This window comes from Bacillus sp. RK1064 (assembly GCF_051488405.1).
Classification (GTDB): domain Bacteria; phylum Bacillota; class Bacilli; order Bacillales; family Bacillaceae; genus Bacillus.
This window is the reverse complement of record NZ_JBPSCZ010000001.1, coordinates 40,440-58,986: the sequence shown is the minus strand read 5'-3', so window position 1 is coordinate 58,986 and position 18,547 is coordinate 40,440. Positions and strand designations below refer to the sequence as shown.

Genomic DNA, 18,547 nt, shown 5'->3' with positions numbered 1-18,547 from the left:
TATCATTTCACAGGATAAAATAAAATTTTTTGCACATTTTCCGTTTTCGCCCATACATTGTTACAGAGGGGAGGAATGGAATTGATTTTAATTCAAAAAATTGTCCTGCAGCGGCTCAATCAGATCACAGCAAATGATCTGTTAAGGTATGCGAAACAGTATGGTGTCAGTTTAACGTCAAACCAAGCTGTCGAGGTGGCCAAACTCATGAATGGGAAAAACGTCAATATTTTTAATGATGCAGAGCGTAACCGGCTTCTTAAGCAAGTGGAAGCGATTACTTCTAAACAGACAGCTCAGACTGTCAATGATCTGTTTAATCAGTTTACAAGTTAAGCAAAAAAGGGCCGCATTTAGCGGCACTTCATGATGTTGTATGCTTTTTTACTGACCCTTAATTTTATCTAGTAAGCCTTCGTCAAATTGCTTTTCTTTCAGCATCGCAATTTCGAATTTGTAAGGTGGTTTTTTGTTCTTTTTATCTTCACCTACATAAGGCGTTTCTAAGATTTTGGGCACATCTTGAAGCTGCGGGTGATGCACAATATAGTTCAGTGCATCGAAGCCAATTTCACCAAAGCCGATATTTTCATGTCGGTCTTTTCTTGCGCCTTGTACGTTTTTACTGTCATTAATATGAAGAACCTTGATTCGGTCAATACCGACGATTCGATCAAATTCTTCTAACACCCCATCAAAGTCAGTTACAATCGGATAACCAGCATCGTGTGTGTGACATGTATCAAAGCAGACTGAAAGTGCTTCGTTATGTGTCACTCCGTCGATAATTTGGGCAAGCTCTTCAAAGCTTCTTCCGCACTCTGATCCTTTGCCTGCCATTGTTTCAAGTGCAATTTGAACCTCTTGCCCTTTTACGATGACTTCGTTTAAACCTTCAATGATTTTTTGGATTCCTGCTTCTGATCCTGCTCCGACATGTGCACCTGGGTGGAGAACAATCTGCCCTGCACCTAGCGCTTCTGTACGTTCAATCTCAGAGCGAAGGAAGTCCACGCCAAGCTCAAATGTCGCTGGATTTACGGTGTTCCCAATATTAATAATATACGGTGCATGTACGACGATATCTGTCATACCATGCTCTTTCATATGCGCTTGTCCAGCTTCAATATTGAGGTCTTCAATTTTTTTGCGGCGCGTATTTTGCGGTGCACCTGTATAAATCATAAACGTATTCGAACCATAAGAGGCTGCTTCTTGACTCGCTGCAAGAAGCATATGTTTTCCGCTCATGGATACATGTGAACCAATCTTCAACAATGTTTCCCCCTACTTTCCATTACGCTTTGACTTTCTACGTTCCTGTCTCTTGATTTTGTCCATCTCACGTGTCATTTTCTTTTTATATCCAGGTTTGACGGCTTTCGGTTTTCTCACAAGACGCTTTGCTTTTTCTTCAATTTCATTAGGTGCTTTTTTACGTCTTTGACGCTTCAAGCGGTCATCTGCATCTCGCCATTCGCCATGAACAATGGTTTTGTTTTCAAACACAACGCCCATTTTCTCGATTTGAATGAGTGCATCCTCATCAGCAAGCTCATAAATAGTCATTGCAATTCCAGATGAACCAGCTCGAGCTGTTCTACCAACACGGTGAACATAAAAATCAAGATCAGATGGAAGTTCATAGTTGATCACGTGGCTGACGCCTTTAATATCAATTCCGCGGGCTGCAAGATCAGATGCCACAATATAAGTGAACTCTAAATCATCAATTTGTTTCATCACTTTTTTACGTTCGCGCGGCGTTAATCCGCCATGAAGCACTCCAACTTTCATTCCTTTTTCTTGTAGGAATGATGCGATTTCATCAACGGTTGTTTTTGTATTGGCAAAAATGATGCCTAAATAAGGCTGTACATTCGTCACCATTTCATGAAGCAGTTTTAGCTTGTCACGCTGTTTAGATGGGACTAAAATATGCTGAATGTTTTCAGCTGTAATTCGTTTTGGTTCAACATGGGCATATTTTGGATTGTCCATATATTTTTTCAGGAACGGCTTTAGTTTTTCTGGAATAGTTGCTGAGAACACAAGCATTTGCAGCTGTTCTGGCATTTGTGAACCAATACGGTCCACATCTTCTAAAAATCCCATATCCAGCATTAAATCCGCTTCATCAATGACAAGAGATGTCGCTTTGTAAACGTTCAGCGCCTGCTCATGAATGAGGTCAGCAATACGTCCAGGTGTACCGACAACCAAATGCGGCTGGTTTTTTAGCTTTTGAATGGATTTCTGCTTGTCCGTTCCGCCAATGTAAAGCTTTGCTTTCATCTCTTCTTCTGGAGAGGCATTCTTTAAAATCGTTTGGGCTTCTTTGAAAATTTGATTGGCTAATTCTCTTGTAGGTGCAGTAATCACAACTTGTACTTGCTCTTTGCTTGGATCAATTGAATGAATAAGCGGCAATAAGTACGCGTGAGTTTTTCCTGTTCCTGTTTGTGATTGACCAATCACGCTTTCTCCTTTTAACACAGCAGGGATGATTCTTTTTTGAATATCAGTTGGCTCATAAAAGCCCAGTTCATGAATAGCATCTATAATAAAAGGCTTTAATTCATATGTCGTAAATTTTGTTTCGTTCATGTTTTCACTCCTTAAGGCAATGCCTTTTTGCTCATCTCCTCATTATAGCTGATTTTCAGCAAAAAAACCATGTCCGCTTTTCTTACAGGAAACCAATTGATGCTTCCTTGCATAACCTATGAAGAGAAAGAGAATGCAGTAAGGGAGGTACAAGTATGTTAGGGCAAAGGCCTATGGGCGATTTTCAGCCGCACCGTCCCTCACGCCGGCATCTTGGAAATGGCGGACAACCCGGGATTTTTCAAAGAGGGCAGCAGCCTCCTATCGAACAGCCTTTTCAAGGGCAAGGCAATCAATTTCAGCAAATGATGCCTCGCTCCCCGTCTGTACAGGGAGGCGGTATACGCGGGATGGACGGAATTCCAGGAGGCGAGAGCCGCGCACTAGGCGGCGGAGCAGGAATGAAAGGCATGCTCGCTAAATTTCTTCCTGGCGCAGGGGGAGCAGGGATCTCTGGAGGTGGTGCGGGATTACAAGGAATCCAGAGCTTCACAAATCCTGCGACCCTCTCAAGCATGTTAGGAAATGTACAAAAAGTGCTCGGTATGGCGCAGCAATTTACACCAATGATTCAGCAATACGGTCCTTTAGTAAGAAATCTGCCTGCCATGATTAAGCTGTACAGCCAGCTCGGCAGTGCGGATGATGATGAAACAAGCGCAGATGAAGATCCTAAAGAGATCGGCAAGGAAACAGAAGTGCCGCAAGAAGAAGCAGCACGAGATGATGAAATAGAAGAAAACAAAGAACCAGAGGACATCCTCGTCAAAAAAGCAGCTCCTCACACATCACCTGCTCCTGAAGCAAAACCGAAAAAAAGACCTGGCAGCTCTGTTCCAAAACTATATGTCTAGTGATCTTTTAACGGCGAAGTGTTCACTGCGTATAACAATCTTTGATATATGCGCTTACTTTGGCTATAATGGAAGCTAGAGAATGATAAAAAGCCGTTTTTTACGGCTTTTTATATTGTTCTTCTCTAGCAGCACTTCCCTACAGGAGGACGAATAAATGAATGTAATTAAAATTTCGCCGCGTGGCTATTGCTATGGCGTTGTGGATGCAATGGTCATTGCTAAAAATGCCGCACTTGATAAAAACTTGCCACGCCCAATTTATATATTAGGTATGATTGTGCACAACAAGCACGTGACAGATGCCTTCGAAGAAGATGGGATCTACACACTGGACGGACCAAACCGCATGGACATTTTAAAGCAGGTTGAAAGCGGAACAGTCATTTTCACCGCTCACGGCGTTTCACCTGAGGTTCGTCAAATTGCAGAAGAAAAAGGCCTTATCACCATTGATGCAACCTGTCCCGATGTAACGAAAACACATGAACTCATTTCAGAGAAAACAGCCGATGGATATGACATTATTTATATTGGGAAAAAGGGTCATCCTGAGCCAGAGGGAGCTGTCGGAGTAGCTCCTGACAAGGTGCATCTTGTCGAAACAGAAGCCGACATTGAGGCGCTCGATTTAACATCAGATAAACTGCTCATCACCAATCAGACGACGATGTCTCAGTGGGATGTTCACGATCTAATGGAGCTGATTAAAGAGAAATACCCTCACGTCGAGTACCATCAAGAAATTTGTCTTGCGACACAGGTACGTCAGGAAGCTGTTTCCGAGCAAGCTGGCCAAGCTGATCTTACCATTGTTGTCGGCGATCCAAAAAGTAATAACTCCAACCGTCTGGCACAAGTGTCCATGGAGATTGCTGGAACGCAGGCTTACCGTATTGGTGACCTAAGTGAGCTCAAGCTGGAGTGGCTGCAAGGCGTAAATACCGTTGCCGTTACGGCTGGTGCTTCAACACCAACACCTATTACAAAGGAAGTCATACGTTTCTTAGAAAACTACGAGCCGGATGATGAAGCAACTTGGAAGATTGAACGGTCGGTTCCTCTTTCGAAAATACTACCGCGCGTGAAAACAAAGAAATAAAGAAAACGTCAGAGCATAGCAGCTCTGACGTTTTTTTGTTTACATAAATTGAAATGGGTTTGTGTTCGATTCAGGAAACAAAGAGCTGTACATCATACTTTTTATCTGAACATAGCGATTGAAGCTTCGCCTTTACGCCCTCTTTCATAATCTTTTCTGCATAATGCCCTGGGTCCACTACGTTCAGCCCGAGCATCATGGCATCATGGGCGACATGGAAATAAAGATCCCCTGTCACATACACATCAGCACCCATTCTTTTCGCTTGATGAATGTATTTATTTCCGTCTCCGCCAAGCACAGCCACTTTTTTCACAACAGCGTCCTGATCACCTACAAAGCGAGCACCATTTACATCCAGCTTTGTCTTCACAAATCGTGTAAAATCTCCAAGGGTCATAGGCTCTCTTAGCTCCCCTATACGGCCAAGGCCTTTTTGAATTGGAGGAAGATCTGTCGTGTGTACACTATAAGCGACTTCTTCATACGGGTGTGCTTTGATCATTTCACGAATCACTTGTTTTTCTATACTTGCCGGGAAAATGGTTTCAATCCGCACTTCTTTGACAAATTCCAATTGACCGCTCTCACCAATGAACGGATCCGCATCTTCTGATGGCAAAAAGCTGCCTGTCCCCTCATTTGAAAACGCGCAATGGCTGTAGTTGCCAATATGGCCTGCGCCCGCATTTCCTAAAGCTGTACGGATGGCTTCTTCAAATTCCTGCGGAACATACAGGGCAAGCTGTTTGATTTGATCTTCATATGTCGGGACTAACACACTTGTTTCTTCAAGCTCTAAAGCCTCCGCAAGCAAGTCATTGACTCCTCCATCAGCCACATCTAAATTCGTATGTGCCACATATACCGCAATATCATGTTTGATGCATTTCTCAATGATCCGTCCAGCTGGCTGATCTGTCGCTACATGTTTTAACGGACGGAAGATCGGTGGATGGTGAGCAATAATGAGATCCACATTTCTTTCGATCGCCTCATCTACCACATTCTCTAATACATCCAAGGTGATCATGACATTGTTTACCTTTTTATTTAACGTCCCAATCTGGAGACCGATTTTGTCACCTTCTACGGCATATGCCTTTGGTGAAAATTGTTCAAATAATTGGATGATTTCATGTCCGTTTACTGTTTTAGCCAACAGTCAAAACCTCCTTTAGAATCTTTATTTTTACATGCAGCTCTTCAAGGCGCTCCTCATTCTCTTCTGCCCGCGCTGCCTGCTGAATTTGACTTTCTATTTTCTCCATATGCTGAAGCTCTTGCATCCACTTGCGCCGGAAGACGTCGTTTTGCTCTTTCGCAAGAAACGGACCAACTAGCATGCCTGTTTCAATCGACATCCCTTCATAGGCTTTATCTTTGTCGCCTTTTTCTGCGATCATGATTTCGTATATTTTGCCATCCTCTTCTAAAATGACTTCATCCATCAATTCATACCCCTCTTGATAGAGCCATAAACGAATGTGGTGAGCATGGATATTTGGCTGAAGAATGAGCCTCTCATGGCCTGCGAGCTTATGCTTGCCATCATTTAAAATGCTTGCGATGAGTGCTCCGCCCATACCTGCAATCGTGATAGCATTCACTTCGCCCTTTTCAATAACTTCAAGGCCATTACCTTTTCTGACCGAGATCTGGTCATCTAATTCAAGTCTATGTACTTGCTGCTTCGCCGATTGAAGCGGTCCCTCTGTAATTTCACCAGCAATGGCTTTTACTGCTTTTTGATGCAGGATCGCATAGCATGGCAAATAGGCATGATCTGAGCCGATATCAGCAAAGACGGCCTCATGTGGTAAAAAGCCTGCGACTCTTTTTAATCGTTTTGATAAATTCATTTCATTCATACGTATCACTACTTTTCTTTAATGTTCATACTTGTCTATCTTATATAAATTATGGACTTTTTAAAAGTCGTTTTCAAATGAAAAAAGCTCTTCTGATGAAAAAGAGCTTTTTGCGTAACATTATTTAATTTTGGATACCCATTCCGACATTTCATCGAGCTTTTCATTCGGGATCAGCCCGCCTGGCATCCCGTTGCCGCCTTCTTGAATTTTCTTCTTGATGTCTGCCACTTCAAGCTTGTCTCCAACGCCTTTTAATGCAGGACCTGCGCCGCCTTCATAGTTTTCCCCGTGACAGCTCAAACAGTTTTGCTTATACAATTCTTCCGGCGTCGCATTCGCTGTCTCTTCTTGTTTTTGCTCCTCGCCTCCAGAGGCGATTTTGTCTTCATCTTTCAACCCCTTCATTGATAAGAAAAAAGTGAGTCCAATACCTAAAATGGCAATCAATAAGAATGGTATAAGTGGATTCCGTTTCATTTCTTTCATCCTCCCCTTTGTGAAAACCCCTTTGAGACTATGCAAACAATTCTAATTCTACTTTAATTTTACAAAAAGTAAACGAATTATGATACAAAACTTTGGTCAAGTTCACAGATTAGACAAAAATGATACAAGATGAGAAATGAAGCCTTCAGCACATTTTGATGTATTTTTTATACATCTTTTCTCTAAGAACGTTGCAAATTCATTTGTTATTCAGTAAAATATAATCAGATTGAAAAAAGCGTTTTCATTTTTGATGAAGAAAGAACGGATCTCTTTCAAGATCCGTCCAGTTTCTACTCTAAGAAGTCTTTTAATCGTTTACTTCTGCTTGGGTGTCTTAATTTACGCAGAGCTTTCGCTTCAATTTGGCGGATACGCTCTCTTGTGACGCCGAACACCTTTCCAACCTCTTCTAACGTACGTGTTCTTCCGTCATCTAGTCCGAAGCGTAGTCTCAGTACATTTTCTTCACGGTCCGTTAGCGTGTCTAATACATCTTCAAGCTGCTCTTTTAACAATTCGTATGCAGCATGGTCAGATGGAGATGTCGCCTCTTGGTCTTCAATAAAATCACCAAGATGCGAGTCATCTTCTTCACCAATAGGTGTTTCTAAAGATACAGGCTCTTGCGCAATTTTAAGAATTTCTCTTACCTTTTCTGGAGTTAAATCCATGTCTTCAGCAATTTCCTCTGGCGTTGGTTCTCTGCCTAGGTCTTGCAGAAGCTGTCTTTGAACACGGATCAATTTATTAATGGTTTCCACCATATGAACCGGGATCCTGATTGTTCTGGCCTGATCGGCAATCGCACGCGTGATCGCCTGTCTAATCCACCAGGTTGCATATGTTGAGAATTTGTATCCTTTGCGGTAATCAAACTTCTCAACTGCCTTCATAAGACCCATGTTTCCTTCTTGAATCAAGTCAAGGAACAGCATACCACGACCGACGTAGCGTTTCGCGATGCTGACAACGAGACGAAGGTTTGCTTCCGCTAATCTTCTTTTTGATTCCTCATCGCCTTCTTCGATCTTTTGAGCATACGTAATTTCTTCTTTAGCAGATAACAAATTGACGCGTCCGATTTCTTTTAAGTACATACGAACAGGATCATTAATTTTGACACCTGGTGGTACGCTTAAATCATTCAGGTCAAATTCCTCTTCTGCTTTAGCCAGCTGCTGAACATTTGGGTCTTCTGTCTCTTCGTTTTCACTGATGAGCTCTACACCCTGTTCGCCTAAGTATTCATAGTATTCATCCATTTGGTCTGATTCAATTTCAAAGCTAGACATACGCTCTGCAATTTCTTCGTATGTTAAAACGCCCCGTTTTTTACCCGTTTCAGTGAGCTTATCTCTCACCTGTTCAAAGGTTAATTCAGTTTCGGTTTCGTGGGCTTGTTTATCAGCCATTATGGATCCCTCCTTCCAAAGCTTGCAACGAATTCTAAAGTAACTTGCGATTTGCTTTCGCTCTGCTTTTCTCTCTTTATCAAACAGATGAGCAAATAGGAATAAAATAAATAATGATGAAGGCAAGATGCTTGCGGTCTTATGCTCCTCCCGTAAAGGATTCATTGCCAGCCGTAAGTCTTGTCATAAATATTAGACGTATTACTTCAGCGAACGGTTCAACTGAATAATTTCTTTTGCAAGTGTTGCCGCTTTGAAGAAATCTTTTTGCCTCTCCGCTTCTGCACGTTCTAGTTCTTTTTCCTTTATCATTGACAAATTCCGATGATTCAACACTTTTTTTACATAATCACTTAATTCAGCTTCACTTAGTTCGTCTCCAACTTGAATCATGAATATATCCGTCAGAAGCTGATTGATGACATCATCTTCTATACGGTTCATCAGATGCTGCGGCGTTGGTTCTTTGCCTTCTTCATACAAAGCATAAATGTACGTGGCCAGCGCCCTGTGAGAATCTATATTAAATTCAATCCCTACTCTGTCAAGTACTTTTCGGATCACGTCATCACTTTTTAACATATGAGCAAGCAGCATTCGCTCTGCATTTTCATATGCTGGCCGCAGACGCTTTCTTCTTACCTGTGTTGACAGATGTGCACGCCGTTTTTCAAGCCCGCTTTCTTCCTGTGTGCTTTTGGCTTCTTGCCGCTGCTGTTTTTCAAACAGCTCCAGTTGTTCTTTTAATGAATCAAGTGAGATCGAGAACTCTCCAGCAAGCTGTTTCATGTAAATCTCTTGTTCCAAGGAACCGTTTAACCGGCTAATTTCTCGGAGTACCTGCTTCATATAAGTAAGCCGGTCTCCTTCGTCAGATAAATTCTTTCCCCTACGGAAAAAGTTCATCTTAAAAGTCATTAATGTCACACTTGCATCTATGATGTCATTCCTAAATTTCTCGCCGCCATATTTACGAATGTAATCATCTGGATCAAGTCCATCTGGTATCATGGCAACGCGAACTTTACATCCTCTTTTTCCAAGCAAATCTGATGCTTTCATGGTGGCTTCATAACCGGCCGTGTCAGAGTCATAGCAAAGAATGATCTCTTCTACGTTACGTCTGAGAAGTTTTACGTGCTCTTCTGTTAGAGACGTACCCATTGTTGCAACACTTTCGCCGACACCTGATGTGACAGCTGAAATGACGTCAGCAAATCCTTCGAAAAGAACCGCCCGTTCGCGTTTTCGTATATGCATACGCGCGTCATGAAAGTGATAAAGCAGCTTACTTTTATGAAAAAGTGGCGTTTCAGGACTATTCATATACTTAGGCTGCTGATCACCAAGCGATCTTCCGGAAAAAGCGACGACTGTCCCATGATGATCATGAATGGGAAACATCACACGATCCCTAAAGCGGTCAAAAAAGCCTGTTCCGTTTTCACGTTGAATCAAAAGACCAGCCTTCTCCATCATCACAGGATCAAACCCTCGTTTTTCTAAAAACTTGGTCACGAAACCCCAAGAGTCAAGAGCATATCCGATCTCAAACTTGGCAATTGTTTCATCCGTAAAGCCTCTCGCCCGTAAATAATCGAGTGCGTTTTGACCTTCCTTTGTATTTACCAGCAAATGGTGGTAAAATTTCTTAAGAAGCTCATGCGCTTCAATCATTTTATGATCTGCAGTGTCCTCTTGCTGTGAGGAGCTGACCTGAGCATTTGCTACATGATCAGGCAAATCAATATGGTACTTATCAGCAACATGTGAAACGGCTTCAATAAATGAGTAGCCTTCCATTTGTCTGAGGAACGAAAATACATTACCTCCTGCACCACAGCCAAAACAATGGAAGATTTGCTTATCTGCTGAAACAGAGAATGAAGGAGTATTTTCACCATGGAATGGACAAAGACCGAAGTAATTTCGACCTTGCTTTCTAAGCTGTACGTATTCTCCAATCACTTCGACAATGTCTGCGTTTTTTTGGATTTGCTCCAAAAGTTCATCTGGTATACGTTTGCTCATCCTATAACACTCCGTCGTACATTATTCGCCTTTTAATTCAAAAATCCTTCATGATTCGACAGGATTTTTTGTAGCTGCGCAATAAATCGCTTTTTATCCTCTTCTAAAAGCTTTTTGGGACCTTTTCCATATACACCTTTTCTTCGCTGTTTACTGGAAACATGTCTGCGTTCCAAATCAAAATCAATTGTTTCGTTTGTGTACATCCGTCCTCTTTCAGACAGTACAATGACCTGTCTTGGAAGCAGTAAGGAGGCAAGACCAATGTCTTGGGTGACGACAATATCATGCGCGGCAGCTGAGTTCGCAATGACTAAATCCGCTGCTTCCTTATGTGTATCTACAAAGCGCCAATCTTCAAGTGGAGATCTTTTGGTTTGAAAATGCTCATATGAAGCAATGAACATCACAGGTACTTGAAATTGAGATGCGACAGAAAGGATTTCGTCTTTTACAGGACAAGCATCTGCATCGACATAAATCGCCCTCTCTTGTTTATGTTCATTCAGGTGACTAATTCTCCATCCCTCCACCTTATTCCTGCTTTAGAGAAGCAAAAAGACCATACTTTCCCCCCATATAGCAAACAACAGTAAAACTCATTTTGTCGAAAAGTTATGTTCAGAATCACTTGACTTCTGCCAATATTAGTTTATTCGTTCTTGACTTAACTTAAACCTAAAATCAATCATTTTATCACAATTTTTTATTATAATACAAATGCAGCAAATATGCCATTGTTTTTGTTTACCCGTTTCCCACCATAGGAAAAACCCAGGAGGAGCATCCTGAGTTTATTCGGAACCTCTTTTGGTCAGCATTTGATGAATGACATTTGCCGTTTCCTCAACTGCTTTATTCGATACATCAACGACTTGACAGTTAATGCGGTCCACCACTTTTTCAAAATACTCTAGTTCTTCTTTAATCCGCTCAATGTTCGCATAAATTGCGCGATCATTTAAACCTAGAGATTTCAAACGCTCTTTACGAATATGATTTAGTTTGTCTGGACTGATTTTTAGACCGATGCATTTTTTTGGATCAACTGAAAATAACTCCTCTGGCGGATCTACTTCAGGAACAATTGGAACGTTCGCTACCTTCAGCCGTTTATGCGCCAAGTATTGAGATAATGGTGTCTTAGATGTGCGTGATACACCGATGAGCACAATATCAGCCTTTAGAATGCCTCTTGGGTCTCTGCCGTCATCATACTTCACTGCGAACTCAATGGCTTCAACCTTTTTAAAATAGTCCTCATCTAATTGACGTACACGCCCCGGCTCATGTTTCGCTTCATTTCCATAAGCAGTCTCCATTTTATCGATGAGTGGTCCGATGATGTCATAATAAACGACTCCGTTTGCTTCTGCCTCTTCAATTAAGAATTGGCGCATTTCTGGCACAACAAGAGTAAAGCAGACGATTCCGTTATCTGCTTTCGCCAGTGAAATGACTTCTTTAATCGTACCGACATCCTCTACATACGGAATTCTTCTAATATTTGAATGGTCTGATGAACCGCCATCAAATTGGCTAAGTGCCGCTTTGACCACGAGCTCTGCCGTTTCTCCTACTGAATCTGATACCACAAAAATTACGCGATTACTCATAACATCCCCTCGCAGTCTTCTGTAATTAGATTATTTCATTCTCCGATAAGCTAACAAGTATTTTCGTCATGTTTGTTTTCGTAATTCTGCCGACCACTTCAAAGCCTTTATCCGTATCTTTTATAACAGGAAGTGCATCTATCTGCTTTTCAATCAAGTGCTTCGCCACATCCATAATAAAATCTTCCTTGCGGCAAACGGTGATGTTCGGCATTCTTGTCATAATAATATGGACAGGGATAGATGGAAGCTCCTGTTTTCCAATACTTGCGCGAAGGAGGTCTTTCCTTGACAACACGCCTGTTAAAATAGAGTGATCATCCACAACGAATAATGTGCCCACATCCTCTAAAAACATCGTACAAATCGCATCATAAACTGAAACATTCTCATGTATCACCACTGGAATGGATTGAAAATCTTTTACTTGAAGTTTTTTCAGCTTATCTGCTAGAAGCTGCGTGCCTGTTTTTCCTGTGAAAAAGTAGCCGACCCTTGGTCTTGCTTCTAAAAAGCCTGACATCGTTAATATGGCTAAATCCGGTCTGAGGGTCGCCCTAGTTAAGTTCAGCCGATCGGCGATATGCTCTCCAGTGATCGGACCATTCTCTTTGACAATCTGTAAAATCTGCTCTTGCCGTTTATTTAACTCGATTGTACTCACCACCTTTAAATAGAGAGAGCGAATCTTTACTTTATGTATATCATTTTCATAACTCATCATATTATAGCGCATCTTTGTCCGAATGAAACAAAAATCCACTCAAAAACCGTGAATTAAATGAGTAAAAAACGATTGCCCTTCGAAAAAGGCAACCGTTCTTAGGTATTTATTTTACAATTAAATTGTTCATATTCGCAAATGATTGAATGACTTTGGCTAGTTTGACCATTTGCGCCAAACGATTTCGCTTCAGCTTTTCATCATCCGCATGTACCATTGTGTGATCGAAATAATGAACAATCGGTGTTTTTAACGTATCTAGCGCCTCAAGTGCTGCGCTGTATTGCCCTGCTGCTACATGTTCCTTGACAGCTGTCTCTACTTGTTGATACGCCTCATATAGCTTTTGCTCATGCTCATTTTCAAACAGCTCAGGCTGAATCTCTGCATCTTCCCCTTTTTTACTGATTGAAATGACGCGTCCTAATGCTTCTGCCGTTTCTTTGAAGCTTTCTTGTTTCACGCTCTCTTCAAGAACAGCTGCTTTTTTCACGACTGCATAAGGTTCAATATTTTCAACATCCAGCACTGCATCCACAACATCATGACGGATATGCTCTGCTTGGAGGACATATTTTAAACGGTGTGTCAAAAATTCAATCAGAGCAGCTTCATGTTCTGCTTCTACTTGAGCAAGTGCCAAAAGCTCTTTAAATGAAATATTCCAATGACGATCGAGCAGGATTTGAACGATACCGCTCGCTTGTCTTCTCAGTCCATAAGGGTCTTGAGAGCCTGTTGGAATGACATCAATTGAGAAGAAGGAACAAATAGAATCCAGCTTATCTGCTACTGCCACAATCGCACCAATCAAAGTGGAGGGCGCCTCATCACCGGCAAAGCGCGGCATATAGTGCTCGTTGATACTCTTTGCCACTTCTTCATGTTCGCCAAGTGCTTTTGCATATTTCTCGCCCATGATTCCTTGTAATTCTGGGAATTCATAGACCATTTGAGTCACAAGATCAAACTTCGAAATACTTGCTGCTCTTGCCACTCGTTTTGTCGTTTCGTCATCTGCACCGACATGCGCTGCTAGACGGGTCGCAATGTCTGCCACTCTCTTTAGCTTGTCGCCAATTGTGCCAAGTTTCTCATGGAATACAACTTTATCAAGCTTCTTAATATTGTCATCAATGACTAGTTTTTCGTCTTCTTTATAGAAGAATGCAGCATCTGATAAACGTGCACGAAGTACTTTTTCGTTCCCTCTTGCGACATTTTCAAGCGCCTCACTGTTTCCATTTCTGACCGTAATAAAGTGCGGCAATAATTCCCCTTGCTCATTTTTCACAGGGAAGTAGCGCTGATGCTCTTTCATTGTGGTCACTAATACTTCTTCCGGCAATGCAAGGAATTCTTCTTCAAAGGAACCAGAAAGCACCGTTGGATATTCTACAAGATCGTTGACTTCTTCTAGAAGCTCAGGATCAACAGGAATGACCCAGCCTTTTTCTGAAGATAGGGCATTTAGCTGCTTAGTAATGGATTGTTTTCTTTTATCTGAATCTGCAATGACAAATTGATCGCGCAATGTTTGCTCATAAGAAGCAGGCGAGTCGATGGTGGCTGCCCTACCAAGGAAACGGTGTCCTCTTGTCTCACGGCCGCTTTTCACCCCAGCAATTTCAACAGGTACAATCTCCTCTCCAAATAAACAAACAATCCATTTAATCGGACGGATATAGCGTAAATCTTTACTTCCCCATCTCATGTTCTTTGGAAAACTTAATGAGGCGGCGATCTCACCTAACGCTGGCAGAAGGTCTTTGACTTGCTTTCCTTCTTGAAACTTTTGGACATGAACGTAGTCCACTCCTTTGATCTCTTTAAAATAGAGATCAGCTGTTGAGGCACCTTGTCCGCGGGCAAAGCCTTCTGCTGCTTTTGTCCAATTGCCTTCAGCATCTTTCGCAATCTTTTTAGCTGGGCCTTTTGCTTCTTCTTTGATGTCTTCTTGTTTTTCTGCGACACCTTTCACGAGTACAGCAAGACGTCTTGGTGAGTTGAATAAAGCAACATCTTCAAATGAAATATTTTGCGTTTCAAACCATGCTTTTACTTTCTCACCTAGCTGCTTTGTGCTTTCCGGCATGAAACGAGCCGGCATCTCTTCTAAGCCAATTTCGAGTAATACATCTTGTTTATTCATGAGAAGCCGCCTCCTCTTTTAGCATAGGGAATCCCAATTTTTCTCGTTCTTCATAATATGTTTTGGCTACTTTTCTGGCTAACTGGCGCACTCTTCCGATATAGCCAGTTCGCTCGGTAACAGAAATCGCGCCCTTTGCATCGAGCAGGTTAAACGTATGAGAGCATTTGAGCACATAATCGTATGCTGGGTGAACAAGCCCTTTGTCCATTTGGCTATGCGCTTCCTTCTCATAGGTCGTAAATAACTCAAACAGCATGTCAGTATTAGATGTTTCAAATGTATAAACAGAGTGCTCATATTCAGCCATTAAGAATAAATCTCTGACCGTAAATCCGTCTGTCCATTCAAGATCGAAAACATTTTCTTTGTCCTGGATGTAGGAAGCAAGACGTTCAATACCGTATGTGATTTCAACGGAAACAGGCTTACATTCTAAGCCGCCGACTTGCTGGAAATACGTGAATTGTGTAATTTCCATCCCATCAAGCCATACTTCCCAGCCAAGTCCTGCACAGCCAAGAGATGGGTTTTCCCAGTTGTCTTCCACAAAACGAATATCATGTTTCAGCGGGTCAATACCAAGTGCTTTCAATGATTCAAGATACAGTTCTTGAATATTGTCAGGTGACGGCTTAATGATCACTTGAAATTGATGATGCTGATACAATCTATTTGGGTTTTCTCCATATCTGCCATCAGCCGGGCGTCTTGAAGGCTCTACATATGCTACCTTCCATGGCTCTGGGCCAATGCTTCGCAGGAACGTGTATGGACTCATCGTTCCGGCACCTTTTTCTGTGTCATACGCCTGCATTAATACGCAGCCTTCATTTGACCAATGCTTTTGCAGCGTCAAAATCATGTCTTGAATATTCAATGATCGCACCTCCATCTTTTCTACACCATCCGCTATGATATGGCGGGTGGGGATGAGAACCCCGCAAGAGAACACAAAAACTCCCGTCTCTATGCTCGCAAGGCTCCTTGCAAACATAGGGACGAGAGTTTTTCCCGCGGTTCCACCCTATTTGCTGGTGTCGTAGCATCCAGCCGCTTTGTTTTACGTTGCTCAAGAATGCCTTTCGTTACGCCTCCATCCTTAGCTCACACCGCCCTAAGGTCGCTTTTAATGAATTCTGCGTAAGTACTTCTTTCTGTCAATGCAACATATTTTATCTTAGATGATCTTACAAAAAGTCAAGGGAGATGTCAACTTTTGTTTTCCCCGCCCATTAGCTTTTTCATGGATTCCATCTGATTCATGAATTTTTTTGATTTCAAATAAAGGCCTGAATACTCTTCATAGTAGTGATCGAGCACTTGACGAATTTCTTGTTTCGTCTGCGGTTTCACATCAACCTGACCGAGCCTTGATAAATCAAAATAATGAAATAAACGGAGCAGCCTTGCAGCTGCTGGGGATAAGGGCAGTTTATACGGATCTTTAGAAAAGCAATTTTGGCAAATGAAGCCGTTATCTCTAATAGAGAAATGAAACTGCCCTTCTTTTTGACCACAATGGACACATTGATCAAGTTCAGGCTTCATTCCCATTACTGATAACATTTTGACCTCTACGATAAATAAGATAATATCAGCATCTGTGCCTTCATTCAGATGACGCAGAGATTGATGCAGGAGCTCAAACAAATAAGGGTTTGGCTTTTTTTCTTCTGTGCCTTTATCGAGTAACTCTGTCATATATGCGGCATATGCGGTCAAAAATAAATCCTCCCGAATGGTTCGCATACTTTCAATCATTTCGCCTTGCTGGAGCGTTCCAAGTCCTGTTGATGATTGGATCAGGAAGGTTCCGTATAAAAACGGCTGGCTTATGGCTGACAGGCGGCTGTTTGATTTTTTTGCACCTCTTGCCATCACGCCAATTTTCCCATGTTCTCTAGTGAGCAGCGTGACAATTTTGTTTGTTTCGCCATAATCTGTTGTTCTAAGGACGATTCCTTCACTTTTAATGAGCATTTGTCTACACTCCGAGCATTGGAGGGGGTCAAGAATTATAAGATTGGAAAATCAAATCGTGCTATCTCTTCTTCAAGTACATCGGGTCTTTCCAGGTTCTCCTTTTCTAACTCTTTGAAAAGCAGATACGTGTCAACGCTTCCTGTTTGTGAAAATACGTTCCATGTAAAATTCAACATAAAAACCCCACCTTTCTTTATTAGAAGCAGCAACGCTACATCCAACATATTAATTTTATCTTGACCAAGCTACCTCCATTTCATGATAAACAATTTTTACTAATCGAACCGCACCATTGTCAGATTTTATGACAACAGCAGAGATTTTTTAATATTCGTCTTCTCTAAATCCGAAGTCACGAAGGTGAGTGGATTTATTACGCCAGTCCTTCTGAACCTTTACCCAAAGCTCCAGATACACTTTTGAACCGAGAAGTGCTTCAATATCTCTGCGTGCTTTTTGTCCCACTTCTTTTAATAAGCTGCCTCGTTTACCAATGACGATCCCTTTTTGTGAATCACGTTCTACGACAATGGTCGCCGCAACATGGATCTTGCCATTTTCATCTGGCTTAATGGATTCGATCGCAACTGCAATACTGTGCGGGATCTCTTCTCTCGTTAAATGCAGCACTTTTTCACGAATTAATTCAGAAATAATAAACCGTTCTGGATGATCTGTTACTTGATCTGCCGGATAAAATTGAGGGCCCTCAGGAAGATAACCTTCAATCTGCTGAAGAAGCGTGTCAATGTTGTTTCCTTCAAGAGCTGAAATTGGCACAATTTCCTTAAATGGATAACGTGTGCGGTATTCATCAATTAAAAGGAACAGCTCATCTGGGTGAATTTGGTCGATTTTATTGACGACTAGGAATACCGGTGTAGATGTTTGCTTGAGTCGTTCAATGATGAATTCATCACCCTTGCCATAGCCTTCCTTTGCATTGATCATAAACAAGATCAGGTCGACTTCCTTCAGTGTATTTTGAGCCACTCTCATCATAAAATCACCAAGCTTATGCTTAGGTTTATGAATCCCTGGTGTATCGATAAAGATCGTTTGTGACGTGTTTGTTGTTAAGACACCTTGCACTTTGTTTCGTGTCGTTTGGGGCTTATCACTCATGATCGCGATCTTTTGTCCAATCACACGATTAAGAAAGGTTGATTTTCCTACATTTGGTCTTCCAATAATTGATACAAATCCTGATTTGAAGCTTTCGTTAGTCATTTAAATCCTCCGGTGAAAATGCGCCTGGCAATAGTTCGTTTACTGTTGTTTCGTATATATGTCCTTTTAAGTTCGTTAGAATCACTGGCATATCAGGTGCACATAGCTCTGAAATGACCTGTCTGCATGCGCCGCAAGGCGAAACAGGCCGGTCTGTATCAGCCACTACCGCTAGCATTTGAAACGATGTGATGCCTTCTGAATAGGCTTTAAAAAGTGCTGTTCTTTCCGCACAATTACACATACCATATGCTGCATTTTCAATGTTGCAGCCGCCATACACTTTTCCATCATTCGACAATAATGCTGCACCGACTTTGAATTTTGAATAGGGTACATATGCAAAATCTCTTGCTTTAACTGCTTCTGAAATCAACTCTTGTTTGTTCATTCCTAGTTCCCACTTTCAGAAGAAATGGACCCACTGTCACATTTATATTTTACATAATTCACGTGACATTTTCACGCCC

The 18,547-nt window shown here is 41.8% G+C and carries 18 protein-coding genes and 1 pseudogene; 3 read left to right on the top strand and 16 right to left on the bottom strand.

Features of this window, described 5'->3' with window-relative positions; all coding sequences use genetic code 11:
* Positions 1–81 precede the first annotated feature (81 nt).
* Positions 82–336 carry a DUF2624 domain-containing protein gene (locus ACSSTM_RS00320; RefSeq protein WP_034661327.1) on the top strand — a complete coding sequence of 85 codons (255 nt, stop codon included), beginning with the start codon at positions 82–84 and terminating at the stop codon, positions 334–336.
* 48 nt (positions 337–384) lie between these two features.
* Here the strand turns inward: ACSSTM_RS00320 and ACSSTM_RS00315 are convergent, their stop codons facing one another.
* Together ACSSTM_RS00315 and ACSSTM_RS00310 are read right to left on the bottom strand one after the other, a co-directional pair.
* Positions 385–1,278 carry a deoxyribonuclease IV gene (locus tag ACSSTM_RS00315; protein ID WP_034661328.1) on the bottom strand — a complete coding sequence of 298 codons (894 nt, stop codon included), beginning with the start codon at positions 1,276–1,278 and terminating at the stop codon, positions 385–387.
* A 9-nt stretch (positions 1,279–1,287) separates the two neighbouring features.
* A complete protein-coding gene (locus ACSSTM_RS00310) occupies positions 1,288–2,607 on the bottom strand; it encodes a DEAD/DEAH box helicase (RefSeq protein WP_034661331.1) in 1,320 nt (439 codons plus the stop codon).
* 155 nt (positions 2,608–2,762) lie between these two features.
* On the opposite strand from ACSSTM_RS00310, the gene vrrA reads away from it, so the two are divergent.
* Positions 2,763–3,461 (top strand): VrrA/YqfQ family protein, encoded by a 699-nt coding sequence (vrrA, locus tag ACSSTM_RS00305; protein ID WP_034661332.1) that lies wholly within the window; start codon positions 2,763–2,765, stop codon positions 3,459–3,461.
* 157 nt (positions 3,462–3,618) lie between these two features.
* Positions 3,619–4,563, top strand: coding sequence for a 4-hydroxy-3-methylbut-2-enyl diphosphate reductase (locus tag ACSSTM_RS00300; RefSeq protein WP_034661333.1), 945 nt, complete (start codon positions 3,619–3,621; stop codon positions 4,561–4,563).
* A 39-nt stretch (positions 4,564–4,602) separates the two neighbouring features.
* Here ACSSTM_RS00300 and ACSSTM_RS00295 read toward each other — a convergent pair.
* From ACSSTM_RS00295 to ACSSTM_RS00230, 14 genes and pseudogenes are all read right to left on the bottom strand, one after another.
* Positions 4,603–5,725 (bottom strand): annotated as a pseudogene (locus tag ACSSTM_RS00295) (Nif3-like dinuclear metal center hexameric protein).
* Positions 5,718–6,434, bottom strand: a complete 717-nt coding sequence (locus ACSSTM_RS00290; protein ID WP_309415623.1) for a tRNA (adenine(22)-N(1))-methyltransferase — start codon at positions 6,432–6,434, stop codon at positions 5,718–5,720. The pseudogene ACSSTM_RS00295 and the gene ACSSTM_RS00290 overlap by 8 nt, the downstream one beginning before the upstream one ends.
* A gap of 120 nt (positions 6,435–6,554) precedes the next feature.
* The gene (gene cccA / locus ACSSTM_RS00285) at positions 6,555–6,914 is read right to left on the bottom strand and encodes a cytochrome c550 (RefSeq protein ID WP_003217503.1); all 360 of its coding nucleotides are present in this window, start codon (positions 6,912–6,914) and stop codon (positions 6,555–6,557) included.
* Positions 6,915–7,216: 302 nt separating this feature from the next.
* Positions 7,217–8,338, bottom strand: coding sequence for an RNA polymerase sigma factor RpoD (gene rpoD, locus ACSSTM_RS00280; RefSeq protein WP_008342392.1), 1,122 nt, complete (start codon positions 8,336–8,338; stop codon positions 7,217–7,219).
* A 201-nt stretch (positions 8,339–8,539) separates the two neighbouring features.
* Positions 8,540–10,369: a DNA primase gene (gene dnaG, locus ACSSTM_RS00275; protein WP_437403949.1), complete on the bottom strand. Its 1,830-nt coding sequence runs from the start codon at positions 10,367–10,369 to the stop codon at positions 8,540–8,542.
* A 32-nt stretch (positions 10,370–10,401) separates the two neighbouring features.
* Positions 10,402–10,902, bottom strand: a complete 501-nt coding sequence (locus tag ACSSTM_RS00270; protein ID WP_034661340.1) for a YaiI/YqxD family protein — start codon at positions 10,900–10,902, stop codon at positions 10,402–10,404.
* 261 nt (positions 10,903–11,163) lie between these two features.
* On the bottom strand, positions 11,164–11,985 hold the full coding sequence (locus ACSSTM_RS00265; protein ID WP_008342399.1) for a pyruvate, water dikinase regulatory protein: 822 nt from the start codon (positions 11,983–11,985) through the stop codon (positions 11,164–11,166).
* Positions 11,986–12,010: 25 nt separating this feature from the next.
* The gene (locus tag ACSSTM_RS00260) at positions 12,011–12,649 is read right to left on the bottom strand and encodes a helix-turn-helix transcriptional regulator (RefSeq protein WP_024423017.1); all 639 of its coding nucleotides are present in this window, start codon (positions 12,647–12,649) and stop codon (positions 12,011–12,013) included.
* Positions 12,650–12,815: 166 nt separating this feature from the next.
* Complete coding sequence (gene glyS, locus ACSSTM_RS00255) at positions 12,816–14,861, bottom strand: glycine--tRNA ligase subunit beta (protein ID WP_034661343.1); 2,046 nt, start codon at positions 14,859–14,861, stop codon at positions 12,816–12,818.
* Entirely contained in the window at positions 14,854–15,741 is an 888-nt protein-coding gene (glyQ, locus tag ACSSTM_RS00250; RefSeq protein ID WP_012010611.1) for a glycine--tRNA ligase subunit alpha, read from the bottom strand. The genes glyS and glyQ overlap by 8 nt, the downstream gene beginning before the upstream one ends.
* A gap of 332 nt (positions 15,742–16,073) precedes the next feature.
* A complete protein-coding gene (recO, locus tag ACSSTM_RS00245) occupies positions 16,074–16,844 on the bottom strand; it encodes a DNA repair protein RecO (protein WP_420734866.1) in 771 nt (256 codons plus the stop codon).
* A gap of 35 nt (positions 16,845–16,879) precedes the next feature.
* Positions 16,880–17,023 (bottom strand): YqzL family protein, encoded by a 144-nt coding sequence (locus ACSSTM_RS00240; protein ID WP_003217288.1) that lies wholly within the window; start codon positions 17,021–17,023, stop codon positions 16,880–16,882.
* Positions 17,024–17,171: 148 nt separating this feature from the next.
* A complete protein-coding gene (gene era, locus ACSSTM_RS00235; RefSeq protein ID WP_099726610.1) occupies positions 17,172–18,077 on the bottom strand; it encodes a GTPase Era in 906 nt (301 codons plus the stop codon).
* Positions 18,070–18,468, bottom strand: a complete 399-nt coding sequence (locus tag ACSSTM_RS00230; protein WP_034661347.1) for a cytidine deaminase — start codon at positions 18,466–18,468, stop codon at positions 18,070–18,072. Before ACSSTM_RS00230 ends, era begins: the two co-directional genes overlap by 8 nt.
* Positions 18,469–18,547: the final 79 nt, after the last annotated feature.